General features: G+C 62.8%; 17 protein-coding genes. 11 read left to right on the top strand and 6 right to left on the bottom strand.

All coding sequences use genetic code 11. The features are described from left to right. Positions 1-569 precede the first annotated feature (569 nt). Both ACIQUS_RS03715 and ACIQUS_RS03710 read right to left on the bottom strand, forming a co-directional pair. Positions 570-2063, bottom strand: a complete 1494-nt coding sequence (locus ACIQUS_RS03715) for a CoA-acylating methylmalonate-semialdehyde dehydrogenase (RefSeq protein ID WP_403042996.1) — start codon at positions 2061-2063, stop codon at positions 570-572. 71 nt (positions 2064-2134) lie between these two features. After that, positions 2135-3481, bottom strand: a complete 1347-nt coding sequence (locus ACIQUS_RS03710) for an aspartate aminotransferase family protein (protein WP_403042993.1) — start codon at positions 3479-3481, stop codon at positions 2135-2137. Between the two features lie 118 nt (positions 3482-3599). On the opposite strand from ACIQUS_RS03710, the gene ACIQUS_RS03705 reads away from it, so the two are divergent. The 6 genes from ACIQUS_RS03705 (at position 3600) to ACIQUS_RS03680 (ending at position 9390) form a co-directional block, all read left to right on the top strand. Continuing rightward, positions 3600-4517, top strand: coding sequence for a LysR family transcriptional regulator (locus ACIQUS_RS03705; RefSeq protein ID WP_403042991.1), 918 nt, complete (start codon positions 3600-3602; stop codon positions 4515-4517). Positions 4518-4579: 62 nt separating this feature from the next. Beyond that, positions 4580-5242 (top strand): TetR/AcrR family transcriptional regulator, encoded by a 663-nt coding sequence (locus ACIQUS_RS03700; protein ID WP_403042989.1) that lies wholly within the window; start codon positions 4580-4582, stop codon positions 5240-5242. A 10-nt stretch (positions 5243-5252) separates the two neighbouring features. Continuing rightward, positions 5253-5837 (top strand): IMPACT family protein, encoded by a 585-nt coding sequence (locus ACIQUS_RS03695; protein WP_403042987.1) that lies wholly within the window; start codon positions 5253-5255, stop codon positions 5835-5837. A 330-nt stretch (positions 5838-6167) separates the two neighbouring features. Continuing rightward, entirely contained in the window at positions 6168-6854 is a 687-nt protein-coding gene (locus tag ACIQUS_RS03690; protein ID WP_403042985.1) for an SDR family oxidoreductase, read from the top strand. Between the two features lie 115 nt (positions 6855-6969). Further along, the gene (locus ACIQUS_RS03685) at positions 6970-8325 is read left to right on the top strand and encodes an 8-oxoguanine deaminase (RefSeq protein ID WP_403042983.1); all 1356 of its coding nucleotides are present in this window, start codon (positions 6970-6972) and stop codon (positions 8323-8325) included. A 111-nt stretch (positions 8326-8436) separates the two neighbouring features. After that, positions 8437-9390 carry an adenosine deaminase gene (locus ACIQUS_RS03680; RefSeq protein ID WP_403042981.1) on the top strand — a complete coding sequence of 318 codons (954 nt, stop codon included), beginning with the start codon at positions 8437-8439 and terminating at the stop codon, positions 9388-9390. A gap of 84 nt (positions 9391-9474) precedes the next feature. Here ACIQUS_RS03680 and ACIQUS_RS03675 read toward each other — a convergent pair whose 3' ends face one another. Both ACIQUS_RS03675 and ACIQUS_RS03670 read right to left on the bottom strand, forming a co-directional pair. Further along, positions 9475-10191 carry an ArsR/SmtB family transcription factor gene (locus ACIQUS_RS03675; RefSeq protein WP_403042979.1) on the bottom strand — a complete coding sequence of 239 codons (717 nt, stop codon included), beginning with the start codon at positions 10189-10191 and terminating at the stop codon, positions 9475-9477. A 499-nt stretch (positions 10192-10690) separates the two neighbouring features. Then, positions 10691-11608, bottom strand: a complete 918-nt coding sequence (locus ACIQUS_RS03670; protein ID WP_403042977.1) for a LysR family transcriptional regulator — start codon at positions 11606-11608, stop codon at positions 10691-10693. A 116-nt stretch (positions 11609-11724) separates the two neighbouring features. Between ACIQUS_RS03670 and ACIQUS_RS03665 the strand changes: the two genes are divergently transcribed. After that, on the top strand, positions 11725-12738 hold the full coding sequence (locus tag ACIQUS_RS03665) for a zinc-binding alcohol dehydrogenase family protein (protein WP_403042975.1): 1014 nt from the start codon (positions 11725-11727) through the stop codon (positions 12736-12738). 125 nt (positions 12739-12863) lie between these two features. Then, positions 12864-13028, top strand: coding sequence for a hypothetical protein (locus tag ACIQUS_RS03660; protein ID WP_403042973.1), 165 nt, complete (start codon positions 12864-12866; stop codon positions 13026-13028). Here ACIQUS_RS03660 and ACIQUS_RS03655 read toward each other — a convergent pair. Both ACIQUS_RS03655 and ACIQUS_RS03650 read right to left on the bottom strand, forming a co-directional pair. After that, positions 13012-14193: a multidrug effflux MFS transporter gene (locus ACIQUS_RS03655; protein WP_403042971.1), complete on the bottom strand. Its 1182-nt coding sequence runs from the start codon at positions 14191-14193 to the stop codon at positions 13012-13014. The genes ACIQUS_RS03660 and ACIQUS_RS03655 overlap by 17 nt on opposite strands. Before the next feature lie 116 nt (positions 14194-14309). Beyond that, a complete protein-coding gene (locus ACIQUS_RS03650) occupies positions 14310-14507 on the bottom strand; it encodes a heavy-metal-associated domain-containing protein (protein WP_403042968.1) in 198 nt (65 codons plus the stop codon). 148 nt (positions 14508-14655) lie between these two features. Here ACIQUS_RS03650 and ACIQUS_RS03645 point away from each other — a divergent pair, with 148 nt between their 5' ends. The 3 genes from ACIQUS_RS03645 to cueR are packed head-to-tail and all read left to right on the top strand — an operon-like array spanning position 14656 to position 17899. Next, positions 14656-15042, top strand: a complete 387-nt coding sequence (locus tag ACIQUS_RS03645; RefSeq protein WP_403042966.1) for a hypothetical protein — start codon at positions 14656-14658, stop codon at positions 15040-15042. A gap of 53 nt (positions 15043-15095) precedes the next feature. Continuing rightward, positions 15096-17498 carry a heavy metal translocating P-type ATPase gene (locus ACIQUS_RS03640; RefSeq protein ID WP_403042964.1) on the top strand — a complete coding sequence of 801 codons (2403 nt, stop codon included), beginning with the start codon at positions 15096-15098 and terminating at the stop codon, positions 17496-17498. After that, positions 17495-17899: a Cu(I)-responsive transcriptional regulator gene (gene cueR, locus ACIQUS_RS03635; protein WP_403042961.1), complete on the top strand. Its 405-nt coding sequence runs from the start codon at positions 17495-17497 to the stop codon at positions 17897-17899. The genes ACIQUS_RS03640 and cueR overlap by 4 nt, the downstream gene beginning before the upstream one ends. Positions 17900-17902 lie beyond the last annotated feature (3 nt).

Here is a 17902-nt window from a genome sequence, read left to right as displayed (position 1 = left end):
ACTCTTCAGTTCAATACTGCTTGGGTTTTTAAGAAACCCTAAACTTGGCTCAGCAATCTCAAAATGAACTATATGATTGCTCATGTAGTCACTTGTGATGCTGATAATCTTTGTGACTATCAGTCTGATTTCACAAGCACCCACACGAATTGCTTGATTCGATTGTTAAAGAGCGTTGGTTGAAGCTTTTCGCTTCAGCCGAGGCGCGCATTCTACGCTTTCCTCAGAGTGTGTCAAGCGTTTATTTTGAAGTTTTTCGTTTAACTTCAACCACTTGACTCGCTGCGATCTCTCGTCAGCGGGAGGCGAATTCTACAGCGTTTCAAACCGCTGTCAACCACCTTTTCACCGCTGCCGATCTTTCGATCGAAGCCCTTCCGGCACCACCTGAAACATTCAACTCGTTGATTCTCAAGGAGTTTTCCGTTTCGACTACGCCGGAAGTGGGGCGAATTATAGAGAGATAAAACGGGGCGTCAAGCACTAACTGCAACAAACCTGTCACAAAGGTCAAAAGCCCCAAAAGCAAAGGGGAGGCCTGACGGCCTCCCCTTTTGTTCCTCCCCGCCTTAAAGGCTAGGGAAGGCGAACTGCGAAGCCTCATGGCTGGCACGTTGCGGCCAGCGCTGGGTAATCGCCTTGCGACGGGTGTAGAAACGCACACCGTCCGGACCATAGGCATGCAGGTCACCGAACAGCGAACGCTTCCAGCCACCAAAGCTGTGGTAAGCCACCGGTACCGGCAGCGGTACGTTGACGCCGACCATGCCCACTTCGATCTCGTCACAGAACAGGCGCGCCGCTTCACCGTCACGGGTGAAGATGCAGGTACCGTTGCCGTACTCGTGCTCGTTGATCAGCTGCATTGCCTGTTCCAGGCTGTTGACCCGCACGACGCACAGGACCGGCCCGAAGATCTCTTCCTTGTAGATGCGCATTTCAGGGGTGACGCGGTCGAACAGGGTGCCACCGACGAAGTAGCCATCTTCGTTGCCGGCGACACGGTAGCCACGACCATCGACCACCAGCTGCGCGCCAGCGGCAACGCCGTCATCGATGTAGCCAACCACTTTGTCACGGGCTGCAGCGGTGACCAGCGGCCCCATGTCCAGGCCACAGGAAGTACCGGCACCGATCTTCAGCGCTTTGATCTGTGGTACGAGTTTGGCAATCAGTGCGTCCGCCACCTGGTCGCCAACGCACACCGCCACGGAGATGGCCATGCAACGCTCACCACAGGAGCCGTAAGCCGCCCCCATCAATGCGCTCACGGCGTTGTCCAGGTCGGCATCCGGCATCAGCACCGCGTGGTTCTTCGCACCGCCCAAGGCCTGGACGCGCTTGCCACGCTTGGTGCCTTCGGCATAGATGTACTCGGCGATCGGGGTCGAACCGACGAAGCTCAGGGCCTTGACCTCAGGCGCCTCGATCAGCGCGTCGACCGCTTCCTTGTCGCCATGCACCACGTTCAGCACGCCCTTGGGCAGGCCGGCTTCGTGCAGCAGTTCAGCGATCAGCAGGGTCGAGCTTGGATCACGCTCGGACGGTTTGAGGATGAAGCAGTTACCGCAGGCAATGGCCAGTGGGTACATCCACAGCGGCACCATGGCCGGGAAGTTGAACGGGGTGATACCGGCAACCACGCCCAGGGGTTGGAAGTCGGACCAGGCATCGATGTTCGGACCGACGTTGCGGGTGTATTCACCTTTGAGCACTTCCGGGGCGGCGCAGGCGTACTCGACGTTCTCGATACCGCGCTTGAGTTCACCGGCGGCGTCTTCCAGGGTCTTGCCGTGCTCCTGGCTGATCAGCTGGGAGATACGCGCTTCGTTTTGCTCCAGCAGTTGCTTGAAGCGGAACATCACTTGGGCGCGCTTGGCCGGTGGCGTGTTGCGCCAGGCCGGGAAAGCAGCCTTGGCGGCGTCGATGGCCTGTTGCACGGTTTGCTTGCTGGCCAGGGCGACCTTGTGGATGGCCTGGCCAGTGGACGGGTTGAAGACATCGGCGGTGCGCTCGTCGGCAGCGACCAGCTCGCCATTGATCAGGTGTTGAACAGTGCTCATGCAGAACTCCATCGAAAATGTGTGCGCGAACGCCAGGCCACTGGCGTGCGCTTCTTATATAGGTGAAGAAATCAGGCGACCTGGTTGATGGCCTCGCCGACCGCGTCGAACAAGCGATCCAGTTCCTGTGGCTGGCTGTTGAAGGTCGGGCCGAACTGCAGGGTGTCGCCACCGAAGCGCACATAGAAGCCGGCTTGCCACAGCTTCATGGCGATCTCGTACGGACGCACGATGGCGTCGCCATCACGGGCGGCGATCTGGATGGCACCGGCCAGGCCGTAGTTACGGATGTCGATGATGTTCTTCGCGCCTTTCACACCATGCAGCACTTTCTCGAAGTGCGGTGCCAGTTCGGCGGCGGCCTGCACCAGGTTTTCCTTCTGCAGCAGGTCCAGCGCGGCGATACCGGCGGCACAGGCAACCGGGTGCGCCGAGTAGGTGTAGCCGTGGGGGAATTCCACCGCATATTCCGGGGTCGGCTGGTTCATGAAGGTCTGGTAGATCTCGCTGCTGGCGATCACCGCGCCCATCGGGATGGCGCCGTTGGTGACTTGCTTGGCGATGCACATCAGGTCCGGGGTGACACCGAAGGCTTCGGCGCCGGTCATGGCGCCCATGCGGCCAAAACCGGTGATCACTTCATCGAAGATCAGCAGGATGTTGTGCTGGTCGCAGATTTCACGCAGACGCTTGAGGTAGCCCTTCGGTGGTGGCAGCACACCGGCCGAACCTGCCAGCGGCTCGACGATCAGTGCCGCGATGTTCGAGGCATCGTGCAGCTCGATCAGCTTGAGCATTTCATCGGCCAGGGCAATACCGCCCTCCTCCGGCATGCCTTTGGTGAAGGCGTTGCCCGGCAGCACGGTATGCGGAATGTGGTCGACGTCCAGCAGTTGGCCGAACAGTTTGCGGTTGCCGTTCACGCCGCCCAGGCTGGTGCCGGCAATGTTGACCCCATGGTAGCCACGGGCACGACCGATCAGCTTGGTCTTGGTGGCCTGGCCCTTCAGGCGCCAGTAGGCACGGACCATTTTCACCGCGGTATCGCAGCACTCGGAACCGGAGTTGGTGTAGAAAACGTGATTGAGGTTGCCCGGGGTCAGCTCGGTGATTTTCTCCGCCAGCTGGAACGACAGCGGGTGACCGAACTGGAACGCTGGCGAGTAATCGAGCACACCCAACTGGCGGGCGGCCGCTTCCTGGATTTCCTTGCGGGTATGACCGGCACCGCAGGTCCAAAGGCCGGACAGGGCGTCGTAGATCTTGCGACCTTTGTCGTCGGTCAGGTAGCTGCCTTCGGCGGCGACGATCAGCCGTGGATCGCGCTGAAAATTGCGGTTGGCGGTATAGGGCATCCAGTGGGCGTCCAGCTTGAGCTGGCTGGCCAGACCGACAGGAGCGTTTTCAGGCAGATTCATCGGGCAAGTCCTCGCAAGGCAATTGAGCAGCGACAAGTGTTGTTGCAGCTAAATTGTCACGAGGATAAAGTCTGAAAAAGCCAACTCTTCTAATCTTCAGATAGCGGATCACTAAACTATGAGCCGTCGCCCCGATCCCCTTGCCCAGGTCAGCGATTTTGACATCCGCTTGCTCAAGATTTACCGCAGCGTAGTGGAATGCGGCGGCTTTTCGGCAGCGGAAAACGTTCTGGGCATCGGTCGCTCGGCGATCAGCCAGCAGATGAGCGACCTGGAGCAACGCCTGGGCTTGCGCCTGTGCCAGCGCGGGCGTGCGGGGTTTTCCCTGACCGAGGAAGGCCGCGAGGTGTATCACTCCGCGCTGCAATTACTCAGTGCCCTGGAGAGTTTTCGCACTGAGGTCAACGGCCTGCACCAGCACTTGCGCGGCGAGCTGAACATTGGCCTGACCGACAACCTGGTGACCCTGCCGCACATGCGCATCACCCACGCCCTGGCCCAGCTCAAGGACCGCGGCCCGGACGTACGCATCCAGATCCGCATGATCGCCCCCAGCCAGGTCGAGCAGGGCGTGCTCGACGGCAGCCTGCACGTTGGCGTGGTGCCGCAGACCAGCCCACTGTCGGGCCTTGAGTACCAGCCGCTGTACAGTGAACGCTCTCTGCTCTACTGCGCAGTCGGCCATCCGCTGTTCTATGCCGACGACCGCCAGTTGGACGATGAACGCCTCAATGCCCAGGATGCGATTGCCCCGACCTTCCGTCTGCCGGCCGAGATCCAGGCGCACTACCAGGCCCTCAACTGCACCGCCAGCGCCTCGGACCGCGAAGGCATGGCCTTTCTGATCCTCACCGGCCGCTACATCGGCTACCTGCCCGATCACTACGCCACCTTCTGGGTACAACAAGGCCGCTTGCGCGCACTCAAGCCTGCGCAACGCTTCTATGACCTGAGCCTGTGCTGGGTAACGCGCAAAGGCCGGCGCCCGCACCTGGTCCTGGAAAGTTTTCTGGAGAGCCTGGCAGCTACTCGCTGAGCGCTAATGCTGGTAGGTTAGCCCCTCAGAAAAGATAACCATTGCCTTGTCTGGAACCGCCCATGTCCTTCGAAGTCCCTGCGCATCGTATCAACGCCCCGGGCAAGCCCGCCGGCCGCATTCGCCAGAAGAACGAGCAAGCCATCATCCAGGCGGCCGAGGACGAGTTCGCCCGTCACGGCTTCAAGGGCACCAGCATGAACACCATTGCCCTGAAGGCGGGGTTGCCCAAGGCCAACCTGCACTACTACTTCACCAACAAGCTCGGCCTGTATGTGGCGGTGCTGAGCAATATCATCGAGTTGTGGGACAGCACCTTCAACGCCCTGAACGTCGAGGACGATCCGGCCCAGGCGCTGAGCACCTACATCCGTACAAAGATGGAGTTCTCCCGGCGTAACCCGCAGGCCTCGCGGATCTTCGCCATGGAGATCATCAGCGGCGGGCAGTGCCTGAGCGACTATTTCAGCCAGGACTACCGCGACTGGTTCAAGGGCCGCGCCGCGGTGTTCCAGGCCTGGATCGACGCCGGCAAGATGGACCGCGTCGACCCTGTGCACCTGATCTTCCTGCTCTGGGGCAGCACCCAGCACTACGCCGACTTCGCCACCCAGATCTGCCAGGTCACCGGCCGTAGTCGCCTGACCAAGCAGGACATGGAAGACGCCAGCAACAATCTTACCCACATCATTCTCAAAGGCTGCGGCCTGAAACTTCCCGACTGAACCTGCGTTTATGCCTTTTACCCTGCTCGACACCTGCGAATTTCGCGAAGAGATTCGCAAGAGCCGCTTCATCACCCTAGCCGCGCCGATCAGCAGCGCCGCTGAAGCCATGAGCTTCATCGAGCAGCACAGCGACCTGGCCGCCACCCACAACTGCTGGGCCTGGAAACTGGGCGCGCAGTACCGCAGCAGCGACGACGGCGAACCCGGCGGCACTGCCGGGCGCCCGATCCTGGCGGCCATCGAGGCCCAGGATTGCGATCAGGTGGTGGTGCTGGTGATCCGCTGGTACGGCGGCATTCAACTGGGCACTGGCGGCCTGGCCCGTGCCTATGGCGGCGGCGCCAACAAATGCCTGCAACAGGCGGAAAAACGCTTGCTGGTCAGCCGCAGCGAAATCCGTTGCAGCTGCACCTTCAGCGAACTGGCCCTGCTCAAGTTGCGGGTGGCCGAAGCGGACGGCCTGGTACTGGAGGAAGGCTTCACCGCCAACGGCGTCGACCTGCTGCTGGCCGTGGGCGAGGAACAGATCGAACCACTGCAACGTCAACTGGCGGACCTGAGCCGCGGCCGAATCCTGCTGCAACGGGCCTGAGCATTTGCCCACATTCACTGTGGGCCCGGCTGTGGATAAGCTTGGGGCATTCGCCTGAAAGCCTTGAATGGCGTGGCCTGCACGCAAACGATCATAATTTGATCAAGATTTGATGACAGCGCGTCAACTGCCCAAAAATCAGTCAGTTATCCCCAGTTATGGCCCCTGGGAGGTACGCTGAAGGTCCTTATATCCATCGACGGCGCTTGCTCACAGATACTGTGGAGCAAACTGTGGATAAGCCGTGCGTCCCTGCGCCAATGGCCCGTTTGGCCACAGCTTGGCTAGACTGGTTAATCTTTGACCAATATCCCCATGAAAGGAGTCCCCATGGCCCCGAACAAAACCGCACTGATCATCGGCGCCTCGCGCGGCCTCGGCCTCGGGCTGGTGCAGCGCTTGAAGGAAGATGGCTGGGATGTCGTCGCCACGGTGCGCGACCCCGCCCGCGCGCCAGCACTGGCGGCAATCGCCGGGGTCGAGGTCAAGACGCTGGAAATGAACAGCGCCGAGCAACTCGACTCCCTACAACATGACCTCAAGGGCAAGACCTTCGACCTGCTGTTCGTCAACGCCGGGGTCAAGGGGCCGGATGACCAGGACCCGGAGAACGCCCGGCTGGCCGACGTCGGCGAGCTGTTCATGACCAACAGCGTGGCGCCGATCCGCGTGGCCCAGCGGTTTGCTCCACAGCTGAACCGGACCGGCGGTGTGATCGCCTTCATGAGCTCGGTGCTGGGTAGCGTGAGCATTCCCGATGCGCCGGAGCTAGCCTTGTACAAAGCCAGCAAGGCCGCACTGAACTCGATGATCAACAGCTTCGTGGTGCAGTTGGGCGAGACCTCGCTCAGCGTACTGGCCATGCACCCGGGCTGGGTCAAGACCGACATGGGCGGCGAAGGTGCCGACATCGATGTCGCCACCAGTACCCGCGGCATGGTCGAACAGGTCAAGGCCCAGGCGGGCAAAGGCGGCCTGAAGTTCATCAACTACAGGGGCGAAGCGCTGATCTGGTGAATTCCCTCGCGGTGGGTGTAGACTTCACGTCGCGCCCACCGCGGCGAACCTGGATCAGCAGACAGGGCAACACTGAGCTGGCTAACCTGAACCCACTTTCAGAGGAGCCGGCACCATGCCTGCGACCCGTATCTGGTTGAAAAACCCGCTTGCCATCTTCACCGCCAACAGCCTCGACGCCCGTGGCGGCCTGGTCCTTGAAGACGGCCGCATCGCTGAAGTCCTCGCCCTTGGCGAGTCTCCGTCCACACCCTGTGGACAAGTCTTCGACGCCCGCGAACACGTGGTGCTGCCCGGACTTATCAACACCCACCACCACTTCTACCAGACCCTGACCCGTGCCTGGGCGCCGGTGGTCAACCAGCCGCTGTTCCCCTGGCTCAAGACCCTCTATCCGGTCTGGGCCCGCCTGACCCCGGCCAAGCTGGAACTGGCCAGCCGCGTGGCCCTGGCCGAACTCTTGCTGTCGGGCTGCACCACCGCCGCCGACCATCACTACCTGTTCCCCGATGGCCTGGAAAACGCCATCGATGTGCAAGTCGAAGCCGTGCGCACCCTGGGCATGCGCGCCATGCTCACCCGCGGCTCCATGAGCCTGGGCGAGGCCGACGGAGGCCTGCCACCGCAACAGACCGTACAGCAAGGCGAAGTGATCCTGGCCGACAGCCAGCGACTTATCCACAGCTACCACGAACGCGGCGAAGGCGCACAGATCCAGATCGCCCTGGCGCCCTGCTCGCCCTTCTCGGTGACGCCGGAAATCATGCGCGCCAGTGCCAGCCTTGCCGAAGAGCTGGACGTGCGCCTGCACACCCACCTGGCTGAAACCCTCGATGAAGAAGACTTCTGCCTGCAACGCTTCGGCCTGCGTACCGTGGATTACCTGGACAGCGTCGGCTGGCTCGGCCCGCGTACCTGGCTGGCCCACGGCATTCACTTCAACCCGGATGAAATTGCCCGCCTTGGCGCGGCCGGCACCGGTATCTGCCATTGCCCGAGCTCGAACATGCGCCTGGCTTCGGGCATCTGCCCGACCGTCGATCTGACCGACGCCGGCGCCCCGGTTGGCCTGGGTGTGGACGGCTCGGCCTCCAACGACGCCTCCAACATGATCCTCGAAGCCCGCCAGGCTCTGTACCTGCAGCGCCTGCGCTACGGTGCCGAAGCCATCACTCCGGAGCGTGCCCTGGGCTGGGCCACTCGTGGTTCGGCGCAGTTGCTCGGTCGCAGCGATATCGGTGAGCTGGCGGTGGGCAAGCAGGCTGACCTGGCGCTGTTCAAGCTCGACGAACTGCGCTTCTCCGGCAGCCACGACCCGTTGTCGGCACTGCTGTTGTGCGGCGCCGACCGTGCCGACCGGGTCATGATCGCAGGTGTGTGGCGGGTGATCGATGGCCAGATCGAGGGCCTGGACGTCCAGGGTCTGATCGCCGACCACCGCCAGGCGGCCGCGCAGTTGATTGCCGGCTGAGGGTAGCCACGGTGGCGGGAAAGGGCATGGACCAGCCGGTCCACTTTCTCCGCCACCTGGCCGCAAGCCCTGTAGAATGGAGCCAACCGCACCTGATGAGATATTCCACTTATGTACGACTGGCTTAACGCGCTGCCCAAGGCAGAACTGCACCTGCACCTGGAAGGATCGCTGGAGCCCGAACTACTGTTCGCCCTAGCCGAACGCAACAAGATCGCCCTGCCCTGGAGCGATGTCGAAACCCTGCGCGCGGCGTATGCGTTCAACAACCTGCAAGAGTTTCTCGACCTCTATTACCAGGGCGCCGACGTGCTGCGCACCGAGCAGGATTTCTACGACCTGACCTGGGCCTACCTGCAGCGTTGCAAGGCGCAGAATGTGATTCACACCGAACCGTTCTTCGACCCGCAGACCCATACCGATCGCGGTATTCCTTTCAAAGTGGTGCTCGACGGCATCAGCCGCGCCCTCAAGGATGGTCGTGAACAACTGGGCATCAGCAGCGGCCTGATCCTCAGCTTCCTGCGCCACCTTAGCGAAGAAGAAGCACACAAGACCCTCGACCAGGCCCTGCCGTTTCGCGATGCCTTTATCGCTGTCGGCCTGGACAGCTCGGAAATGGGCCACCCGCCGAGCAAGTTCCAGCGCGTGTTCGACCGTGCCCGTAGCGAAGGCTTCCTGACCGTCGCCCACGCCGGTGAGGAAGGCCCGCCCGAATACATCTGGGAAGCCCTGGACCTGCTCAAGATCCAGCGGATCGACCACGGTGTGCGTGCCATCGAAGACGAGCGGCTGATGCAGCGGATCATCGATGAACAAATCCCGCTCACCGTCTGCCCGCTGTCCAACACCAAGCTGTGCGTGTTCGACCACATGAGCCAGCACAACATCCTGGAGATGCTCGAGCGTGGCGTGAAGGTCACGGTGAACTCGGATGACCCGGCTTACTTCGGTGGATATGTCACCGAGAACTTCCATGCCCTGCACACCCACCTGGGCATGACCCAGGACCAGGCGCGCCGCCTGGCGCAAAACAGCCTGGATGCCCGCCTGATCAAGCCGTAACCGCTGCCGCAGGCTGCGATCGGCGTAAGGCGCTCGCAGGATCCCCCCAAACGACGCCTGTCCCCAGGCGTCGCTGTTGGCGTTCTAGCTTGCAGACAACAAGGTCAACGGCTGGGCAATCCGGTTGATCTGGTGCAGGCCGGCCGCGCTGATCTGCAGCATCCGCGATGTTTCACTTTCACGTATCCAGCCAGACTGCATGAACAGTTTCAGCAAGCTGCTGCCCAGCGCGCCGCCCAGATGGGGACGGTGATCGCTCCATTCGCTGCAGCATCGACAACTGCTGACGCTTCTGCGTTGATAATGGGCCAGCGCCTCGATGAAGATGCCATGACGGGCAAACTGGGCGCGACCTTCGAGGGTCACCTCGATCTGCTGCTCCGTACCATCGGGCCAGCCGGCGACGAACAGGCGCTGATACAGATCGGCCGCAAGCTCTCCGCCCAGGTGATCGCCACACAACCGGGCCCGACGCATGGACAAGGGTATGCCGGTATCGGACTGGGACGCCCCCGTTTCCCGCGCAGTGACCTGCACACTGGCCAGGGCTTCCACTGCAGCCCCTACTTCAGGCCCGGCCAGTCTGAAATAGCGCTTTCGCCCCCGGGGTTCGAGCTTGAGCAAACCACTGGCCGACAGCCTGGCCAGGTGTGCACAGGCCGAAGAAGGACTCAGCCCGACCATGTCGGCCAGTTCATCGGAGGGACGCGCCATGCCGTCGATCAAGGCCCAGAGCATCGCACTGCGTTTAGGATCGGCAAGCAGGCTGGCTATCTGGCTGATACTTGTTACAGGTTTCATATCTCAACTCCCTGCGAGATAACATCTGATATCGAGTCAATAAACAGGTCAGCAGCACTTACTGCGAAGTTTCCGATGCCAGAATGACTGGAAGTTGCGAAGGTGAACCTCGCTGAATGTTGACAAGCAGCCCGCCGGGGCTCATGCCAGCCAATGTCAGGTGAGAGACGGTACTCGCCAGCATTGGGCATGGAAGTATCTCTCGCTGGAAATGGCTGCTGAGCCCATTATAAGCCGCCTTGCACAGGCAGGCCCCCACCTTTGCGGTACAGTTCCGGTAAAACCTGGCCTGCTCTTGCAAACCTTGGCTGCTGCGGACCAGAAAGTTGAGTCGAACATGATTGGAAACGTTTAAGGCCAAGCCCCGGCCTACACATGCCGATTACTCGCTTCAATAACTGGGAGCAAAAATATCAAGAAATAAAACCTACAACATCAGTTATCAAGTACCACGTATAAATAGGTAATGTCTTTAAGACAAACAACTTAACAAAGAAGATTAACGACTCAAGCCAGTCAACTGTTCGAGCAGTGCCTGGCAGCGTTCCCTGAGCAGGTTGCGCAGCAGTTGCACGGGTTTACCCAGTTGCGCGCGGTGGGTGCACATCAAGTTGAGTGGCGCAGGTTCTCCCTCCAGATGCCCGAGCAACACCTTCAGCCGCCCTGCCCGTACATCGGAGGCCACATCCAGCCAGGATTTGTAAGCGATCCCGACACCGGCGAGCGCCCAGCGCCGGACCACATCGGCATCATCGCAGAAGCGGTCGCCGCTGACGGTCAGCCCCGTTTCCTGTGCACCACGGCCAAACCGCCAGTGGTCGTGAACGCGCGAGCCCAACTGGTAGAGCAGGCAATTGTGCTGCGTCAGTTGGTCCACATCCTTCGGTTCACCATGGCGTGCCAGGTAGGCGGGCGCCGCGCACAGCACGCGCCGGTTGTCCGGACACAGTGGCAAGGCTACCAGGCTTGAGTCCTCCGGGGCGCCATAGCGCAGGGCGATGTCGGCCGCCTGGCGAAACAGGTCGGCATTGCGGTCGCCCAGCAGCAGACGCACCGAGAGCCTTGGATGTTCACGTTGCAGCTCATCGAGCCAGGGCAACAAAACATTGCGACCAAAGTCCGAGGGCGCGGACAACTGCAGCACACCGCTGACCTCATCCTTGCCCCGGGCCAACTGCCGGCGCCCTTCTTCCAGGCTGCCCAGGGCCTGGCGGGCATGCAGCAGGAAACCCTCCCCTTCGGCGGTCAGGCGCAGGTTGCGCGTGGAACGCGCCAGCAGCCGGGTGCCCAGTTGCTGTTCCAGGCGCTTGAGCGCGGCACTGGCCACTGCAGGCGACAGGTCAAGCAAGCGCGCCGCAGCCGAGAGGCTGCCCAGTTCGGCAGCACGCACAAACAGCGTCAGGTCATCGAATCGCACCGGACAACCACCATTATCAAAATATTATTGAAAGTATCTGCGGTTCTAACGGCTTTTAACCAGAATTGAAAGCGCCAATCATGTCGGCCATCCATCCCCCTTTGAGGAGCACTGCCATGAAGGCCATTGCCTACTACCACTCCCTGCCCATTACCGACCCCGCTGCCCTGCAGGACATCGAGCTTCCCGCCCCTGAGCCCGGCCCACGGGATCTGCTGGTAGAGGTGCGCGCCATCTCGGTCAACCCGGTGGACACCAAGGTGCGCCAGAATGTGCAGCCTGAAGCGGGCATTGCCAAGGTGCTGGGCTGGGACGTAGCCGGTGTGGTCAAGGCGGTGGGCCGCGACGTCAGCCTGTTCCAGCCGGGCGACAAGGTCTACTACGCAGGCTCCATCGCCCGCGCCGGCGGCAACAGCGAACTGCATGTGGTGGATGAGCGGATCGTCGGCCACATGCCGAAAACCCTCGGTTTCGCCGAAGCGGCCGCCCTGCCATTGACGGCGATCACGGCCTGGGAACTGTTGTTCGAGCGCCTGCAAATCGCCGAAGGCCGGGACGACCAGGACCAGCGCCTGCTGATCGTCGGCGCCGCTGGCGGGGTCGGCTCGATCCTGACCCAACTGGCCAGCCAGTTGACCGGGCTGACCGTGATCGGCACCGCCTCACGTCCAGAGACCCAGGACTGGGTACGCCAACTGGGCGCCGATCAGGTCATCGACCACCGCCAGCCGCTGGCCCAGGCGCTGAAGGCGGCCGGCATCGAACAGGTTACCCACGTGGCCAGCCTGACCCAGACCGACCAGCACCTGCCGCAACTGGTCGAGGCCCTGGCACCACAAGGCAAACTGGCGCTGATCGATGATCCCAAGCAACTGGACATCGGCCTGCTCAAGCGCAAGAGCCTGTCGCTGCACTGGGAGTTCATGTACACCCGCTCGCTGTTCGAAACCGCCGACATGATCGAACAGCACAAGCTGCTCGAGCGGGTCGCCGAACTGGTCGATGCCGGCACCCTGAAAACCACCCTGGGCGAGCACTTCGGCACCATCAACGCGGCCAACCTGCGCCGCGCCCATGCCTTGCTCGAAAGCGGCACGGCCAAGGGCAAGATCGTCCTCGAAGGGTTCTGAAACAAGTCGCCCACCCCGGCTGCGGGGTGGGCGTGACCGTCAGTCCGACAGCTGACGCAGGTCATTCCCCTGCAGGCCGGCAGCGCTACAATTCTTCAGCCAACGCCAACCGCAGGTACGCAACGATGATCATTCAAGTCAGCGCATCCGCCCAAAAACCAGGCTGCCCATGGCAAGTCCGGCTGGACCAGCATGTGGTGAGTTTTCGCAGCGAGGCCGAAGCCCGCGCCTTCGTCAACACCTTGCAGACCCGCCTGCAGGCCCCGCACTCGCTCAAACGGATCGGCTGAGCTGCAAGCGACGGGTGGCCATCGCCATGCCTGCCGCCCCCAGTCCACACAGGCTGATCACCAGGGCCATGGGCACCGCGCTGCCATCGTGCAGCACGCCCACCAATGCTGCGGCACCGGCGGCGACACTGAACTGCAGACAACCGAGCAACGCCGACGCACTGCCTGCCCGAGCCCCCTGCCCGTTCATGGCACAAGCCGAGGCATTGGGAATGATGCAGCCCAGGCTGGCAATACAGACGAACAACGGAATCAGCAGCGGCCAGAGCATGGCCGGATGCAGGGCACTGATCGCCAGCAAGCTCAGGCCCGCCGCCAGGTAGACCCACACCGTACGCACCAGCAGGAACGCCGGCCCGCGCTTGGCCAGCAGCCGCGCGTTGACCTGCGCCACCAGGATGAAACCGGCGGCATTGCTGCCGAACAGCCAGCCATAGTGCTCCGGCGGTACGCCATAGAGCTTGATGAACACGAAGGGTGAGCCGGCGATATAGGAGAACATGCCGGCGATGGCGATACCGCCGGTCAAGGCGTGGCCGAGGAACACCCGGTCCTTGAGCAGTCGCCCGTACTGGCGCAGGGCACCCGACAATGGCTGGCGCGGCACCGTGGCCGGCAGGCTTTCCGGCAGGCCCGCGGCAACGGCCACCGTGCACAAGGCGCTGAACAGGGTCAGGGCAATGAAGATCGACTGCCAGCCATACAGGTTGACCAGCACCCCGCCCAGCATCGGCGCGAGGATCGGCGCAAGGCCCATCACCAGCATCAGTTGCGAGAACACCTTGGCCGAGGCCACCGCATCGCACTTGTCACTGACGATCGCCCGCGACAGCACCATGCCGGCACAACCGCCCAGGGCCTGGACGAAGCGCGCCAGGATCAGCGCATCGAGGTTCGGGGCAAAGGCGCAGGCTACCGAGGCCAAGGTAAACAGACTGACGCCGACCAACAGCGGAATCCGCCGGCCGAAACGGTCGGCCACCGGCCCATAGGCCAGCTGGCCCAGAGACAGGCCGAGGAAATAGGCGGCCAGGGTGGTCTGGATGTGTTTCTCGTCGGTACCGAAGGCCAGTGCCATGGCCGGGAAACCTGGCAGGTAGAAATCGATCGCCAGGGGCCCGAACGCACTCAAGGCGCCGAGAATCAGGATGGTTCGCAGGTTCATCGGAAATCCATAGCAGGCTAAGCAAGTCTGCTAGTCTAACCGTCCCGCTTCGGTTGCGCTGCGAAGAGTTGGGCCCGCACTGTAAATCTTTTATCCACAATGCGGGCCGACAGTCCTCAGACTGCTGCGGCCTGATAGCCGGCGTCATGGATCAGCTGGAGAATCTCCGGCGCCTTGAGCCAACTCTGTACCTTGACCTGCTTGTGTGCCAGATCGACTTCGACCACCGCCTCTGCATCTTCGGCCTGCAGGGCACGGGTCACGGCCTTGACGCAATGGCCGCAGGTCATTCCTTGTACATTGAACACTTGCATGGTGACTGCCTCCTGTTGGGTTTGAGCACAGTCTCAAGCTTGCCATCGGGGCAAGGTCAAGATCTTCGCGACGCTGCCGGGCTGGAAATCATCGTCCGGGTCGGCCAAGCTGCGAACCTGACGATTGACGATGCAGGAGTTTCATTTCATGCGCAGGGCAGCTTCGGGCCTTTTCGGCCTGCTGGGCATTTTCGGCCTGTTCACCCAGGCCAGCGCCGCGGGGCCAAGCGACTACAGCATTCTGATCATTTCCCGCGAGCGCCTGGAAGTGGCGACCTCCTGCGAGATTGGCGTGTACCTCAACGACCAGTTGGCCGGTCGGGTGTTCCAGGAGCAGTCGACCTCGTTCAACCTGCCCCCGGGTGAGCTGGATGTGCGCCTGCGCTACCTGCCCGGGCAAGTGCCGGGCTGCCAGCCAGGCATCGAGAACCAACGCAGCACCCGATTGCGCCTGCAGGCCGGTCAGATCAATAAATACCGGATCGCGGTCGATCAGAATGGCCTCAAGCTGATCAGGTCGGGATTGGGCTATTGACCTTCCCTGCATGGCAAGGTTGATGCTGGTGGCCTGTCCAAGGAGGAGTGCCCATGTCTGCATCTACCACTTTCGATCTGCCGATTGCCGGCATGACCTGCGCCAGCTGTGCTGGGCGGGTCGAACGCGCCCTGCGCAAGGTCAGCGGCGCCGAACAGGTCAGCGTCAACCTGGCCACCGAACAGGCCCGCATCCAGGCCCCTGCCGATAGCCTCCCGGCCCTGGTCGAGGCCGTCGAGCAGGCCGGCTACCATGTGCCAAGCCAGACCCTCGAGCTGCAGATCGGCGGCATGACCTGCGCCTCCTGCGCAGGTCGGGTCGAACGCGCCCTGGCCAAAGTGCCAGGTGTGCAACAGGTCAGCGTCAACCTGGCCAATGAACGCGCCCATCTGCAACTGCTCGGCCAGCTCGACAGCAGCGTGCTGATCGACGCCGTTACCCGGGCCGGCTATTCGGCCAGCCTGCCGCAGACCGGCAAGGCCACCCAGGCCGACGCCGAAGGCCGCCTGCGCAAGGAGCGCTGGTCGGTGGCGCTGGCCGTGCTGCTGGCCCTGCCCCTGGTGCTGCCGATGGTCCTGCAACCCTTTGGCGTGCACTGGATGCTGCCCGCCTGGGCGCAGTTCGTGCTGGCCACGCCAGTGCAGTTCATCCTGGGTGCGCGCTTCTACGTCGCCGCCTGGAAGGCCGTGCGTGCCGGCGCCGGCAACATGGACCTGCTGGTCGCCATCGGCACCAGCGCCGGCTACGGCCTGAGCCTCTATGAATGGGCGCAGGCCGAGGCTGGCACCATGCCACACCTGTACTTCGAGGCTTCGGCCGTGGTGATTGCCCTGGTCCTGCTCGGCAAGTACCTGGAAAGCCGCGCCAAGCGCCAGACCGCCAGCGCCATCCGGGCCTTGGAAGCCCTGCGTCCGGAACGCGCCCTGCTGCTGGTCGATGGCCAGGAGCGTGATGTGGCGATCAGCGAACTGCGCCTGCGCGACCTGGTCGTGGTCAAGCCCGGCGAACGCTTCCCGGTGGATGGCGAAGTGGTCGAAGGCCAGAGCCATGCCGACGAAGCCCTGATCAGCGGTGAAAGCCTGCCGGTGCCCAAGCAGGTGGGCGACAAGGTCACCGGTGGCGCCATCAACGGCGAAGGCCGCCTGCTGGTACGCACCTTGGCCCTGGGCACCGAAACCGTTCTGGCACGCATCATCCGCCTGGTGGAAGACGCCCAGGCCGCCAAGGCACCGATCCAGAAACTGGTGGATCGGGTCAGCCAGGTGTTCGTCCCTGCCGTACTGGTCCTGGCCCTGATTACCCTGGTCGGCTGGTGGCTGGCCGGTGCGCCGATGGAAACCGCGTTGATCAACGCGGTCGCCGTGCTGGTGATCGCTTGTCCTTGTGCCCTGGGCCTGGCAACGCCAACGGCGATCATGGCCGGTACCGGGGTCGCCGCCCGTCACGGCATCCTGATCAAGGACGCCGAAGCGCTGGAGCGTGCCTACGCCGTCAACCGCGTGGTGTTCGACAAGACGGGCACCCTCACCTCAGGCAGCCCGCGCATTGTCCACAGCCAGGCGGCCGTCGGCAGCCCGGCCGAGCTGCTGCAACTGGCCGGCGCCCTGCAGCGCGGCAGCGAACACCCACTGGCCAAGGCGGTGCTCGATGCCTGTGCCGAACAAGGCCTGGCGGTTGCCGACATCAGCAATAGCCAGTCGCTGACCGGGCGCGGTATCGCCGGTACGCTGGAGGGCCGTGACCTGGCCCTGGGCAACCGTCGCCTGCTCGAAGAGAGCGGCCTGCAACCGGGCGACCTGGCCATCAGCGCCAAGGACTGGGAAGCCGAAGGTCGGACCCTGTCCTGGTTGATCGAGCGCAGCCCGCAGTTGCGCGTGCTGGGCCTGTTCGCCTTTGGCGACAGTCTCAAGCCCGGCGCCGGCCAGGCTGTGCGGCAGCTGACCGGGCAAGGCATCAGCAGCCACCTGCTGACCGGTGACAACCGAGGCAGCGCCCAGGTCGTGGCCACGGCCCTGAACATCGAAGATGTGTACGCCGAAGTGCTGCCCGCCGACAAGGCCGCGACCGTCAGTGCCCTCAAGCAGTCGGGCGTGGTGGCCATGGTCGGCGACGGCATCAACGATGCCCCGGCCCTGGCCGCAGCCGACATCGGCATCGCCATGGGCGGTGGCACCGACGTGGCCATGCAGGCCGCCGGCATCACCCTGATGCGCGGTGACCCGCGCCTGGTGCCGGCCGCCCTGGAGATCAGCCGCAAGACCTATGCGAAAATTCGCCAGAACCTGTTCTGGGCCTTTATCTACAACCTGATCGGCATTCCCCTGGCCGCCTTCGGCATGCTCAACCCGGTGCTGGCGGGCGCGGCGATGGCCCTGTCGAGTGTCAGCGTGGTCAGTAATGCGCTCTGGCTCAAGACCTGGAAACCCGAAACCCCGCCACAGGACGACGCCCAATGAACATCGGTCAAGCTGCTCGCCGCTCCGGGCTGAGCGCCAAGATGATCCGCTATTACGAGTCCATCGGCCTGCTCAAGCCGGCCCTGCGCAGCGACAGCGGCTATCGCCTGTACCAGCAGGAGGACCTGCACAGCCTGGCCTTTATCAAGCGCTCCCGTGACCTGGGGTTCTCACTGGAGGAAGTCGCCCGCCTGCTAACCCTGTGGCAGGACCGCCAGCGCGCCAGCGCCGATGTGAAGGCCCTGGCCAAGCAGCACATCGATGACCTGAACCGGCGCATCGAGGAACTGGTGAGCCTGCGTGACACCCTCAGCGAGCTGGTTGCCCATTGCCAGGGCGACGACCGTCCGGACTGCCCGATCCTCAAGGACCTGGCAGCCGGCGGCAGTTGCTGTCACTGACCG

Source organism: Pseudomonas sp. NPDC090755, assembly GCF_044769005.1.
In the GTDB taxonomy this organism is placed as follows: Bacteria; Pseudomonadota; Gammaproteobacteria; order Pseudomonadales; family Pseudomonadaceae; genus Aquipseudomonas.
Note: the sequence above shows the minus strand (reverse complement) of the source record. Positions and strands in the feature narration are given on the sequence as shown.

Excerpts from the sequence above, each read along its gene's own strand:
- ACIQUS_RS03715 (WP_403042996.1), bottom strand. The coding sequence starts at position 2,063 with ATGAGCACTGTTCAACACCTGATCAATGGCGAGCTGGTCGCTGCCGAC.
- ACIQUS_RS03710 (WP_403042993.1), bottom strand. The coding sequence starts at position 3,481 with ATGAATCTGCCTGAAAACGCTCCTGTCGGTCTGGCCAGCCAGCTCAAG.
- ACIQUS_RS03705 (WP_403042991.1), top strand. The coding sequence starts at position 3,600 with ATGAGCCGTCGCCCCGATCCCCTTGCCCAGGTCAGCGATTTTGACATC.
- ACIQUS_RS03700 (WP_403042989.1), top strand. The coding sequence starts at position 4,580 with ATGTCCTTCGAAGTCCCTGCGCATCGTATCAACGCCCCGGGCAAGCCC.
- ACIQUS_RS03695 (WP_403042987.1), top strand. The coding sequence starts at position 5,253 with ATGCCTTTTACCCTGCTCGACACCTGCGAATTTCGCGAAGAGATTCGC.
- ACIQUS_RS03690 (WP_403042985.1), top strand. The coding sequence starts at position 6,168 with ATGGCCCCGAACAAAACCGCACTGATCATCGGCGCCTCGCGCGGCCTC.
- ACIQUS_RS03685 (WP_403042983.1), top strand. The coding sequence starts at position 6,970 with ATGCCTGCGACCCGTATCTGGTTGAAAAACCCGCTTGCCATCTTCACC.
- ACIQUS_RS03680 (WP_403042981.1), top strand. The coding sequence starts at position 8,437 with ATGTACGACTGGCTTAACGCGCTGCCCAAGGCAGAACTGCACCTGCAC.
- ACIQUS_RS03675 (WP_403042979.1), bottom strand. The coding sequence starts at position 10,191 with ATGAAACCTGTAACAAGTATCAGCCAGATAGCCAGCCTGCTTGCCGAT.
- ACIQUS_RS03665 (WP_403042975.1), top strand. The coding sequence starts at position 11,725 with ATGAAGGCCATTGCCTACTACCACTCCCTGCCCATTACCGACCCCGCT.
- ACIQUS_RS03660 (WP_403042973.1), top strand. The coding sequence starts at position 12,864 with ATGATCATTCAAGTCAGCGCATCCGCCCAAAAACCAGGCTGCCCATGG.
- ACIQUS_RS03655 (WP_403042971.1), bottom strand. The coding sequence starts at position 14,193 with ATGAACCTGCGAACCATCCTGATTCTCGGCGCCTTGAGTGCGTTCGGG.
- ACIQUS_RS03650 (WP_403042968.1), bottom strand. The coding sequence starts at position 14,507 with ATGCAAGTGTTCAATGTACAAGGAATGACCTGCGGCCATTGCGTCAAG.
- ACIQUS_RS03645 (WP_403042966.1), top strand. The coding sequence starts at position 14,656 with ATGCGCAGGGCAGCTTCGGGCCTTTTCGGCCTGCTGGGCATTTTCGGC.
- ACIQUS_RS03640 (WP_403042964.1), top strand. The coding sequence starts at position 15,096 with ATGTCTGCATCTACCACTTTCGATCTGCCGATTGCCGGCATGACCTGC.
- cueR (WP_403042961.1), top strand. The coding sequence starts at position 17,495 with ATGAACATCGGTCAAGCTGCTCGCCGCTCCGGGCTGAGCGCCAAGATG.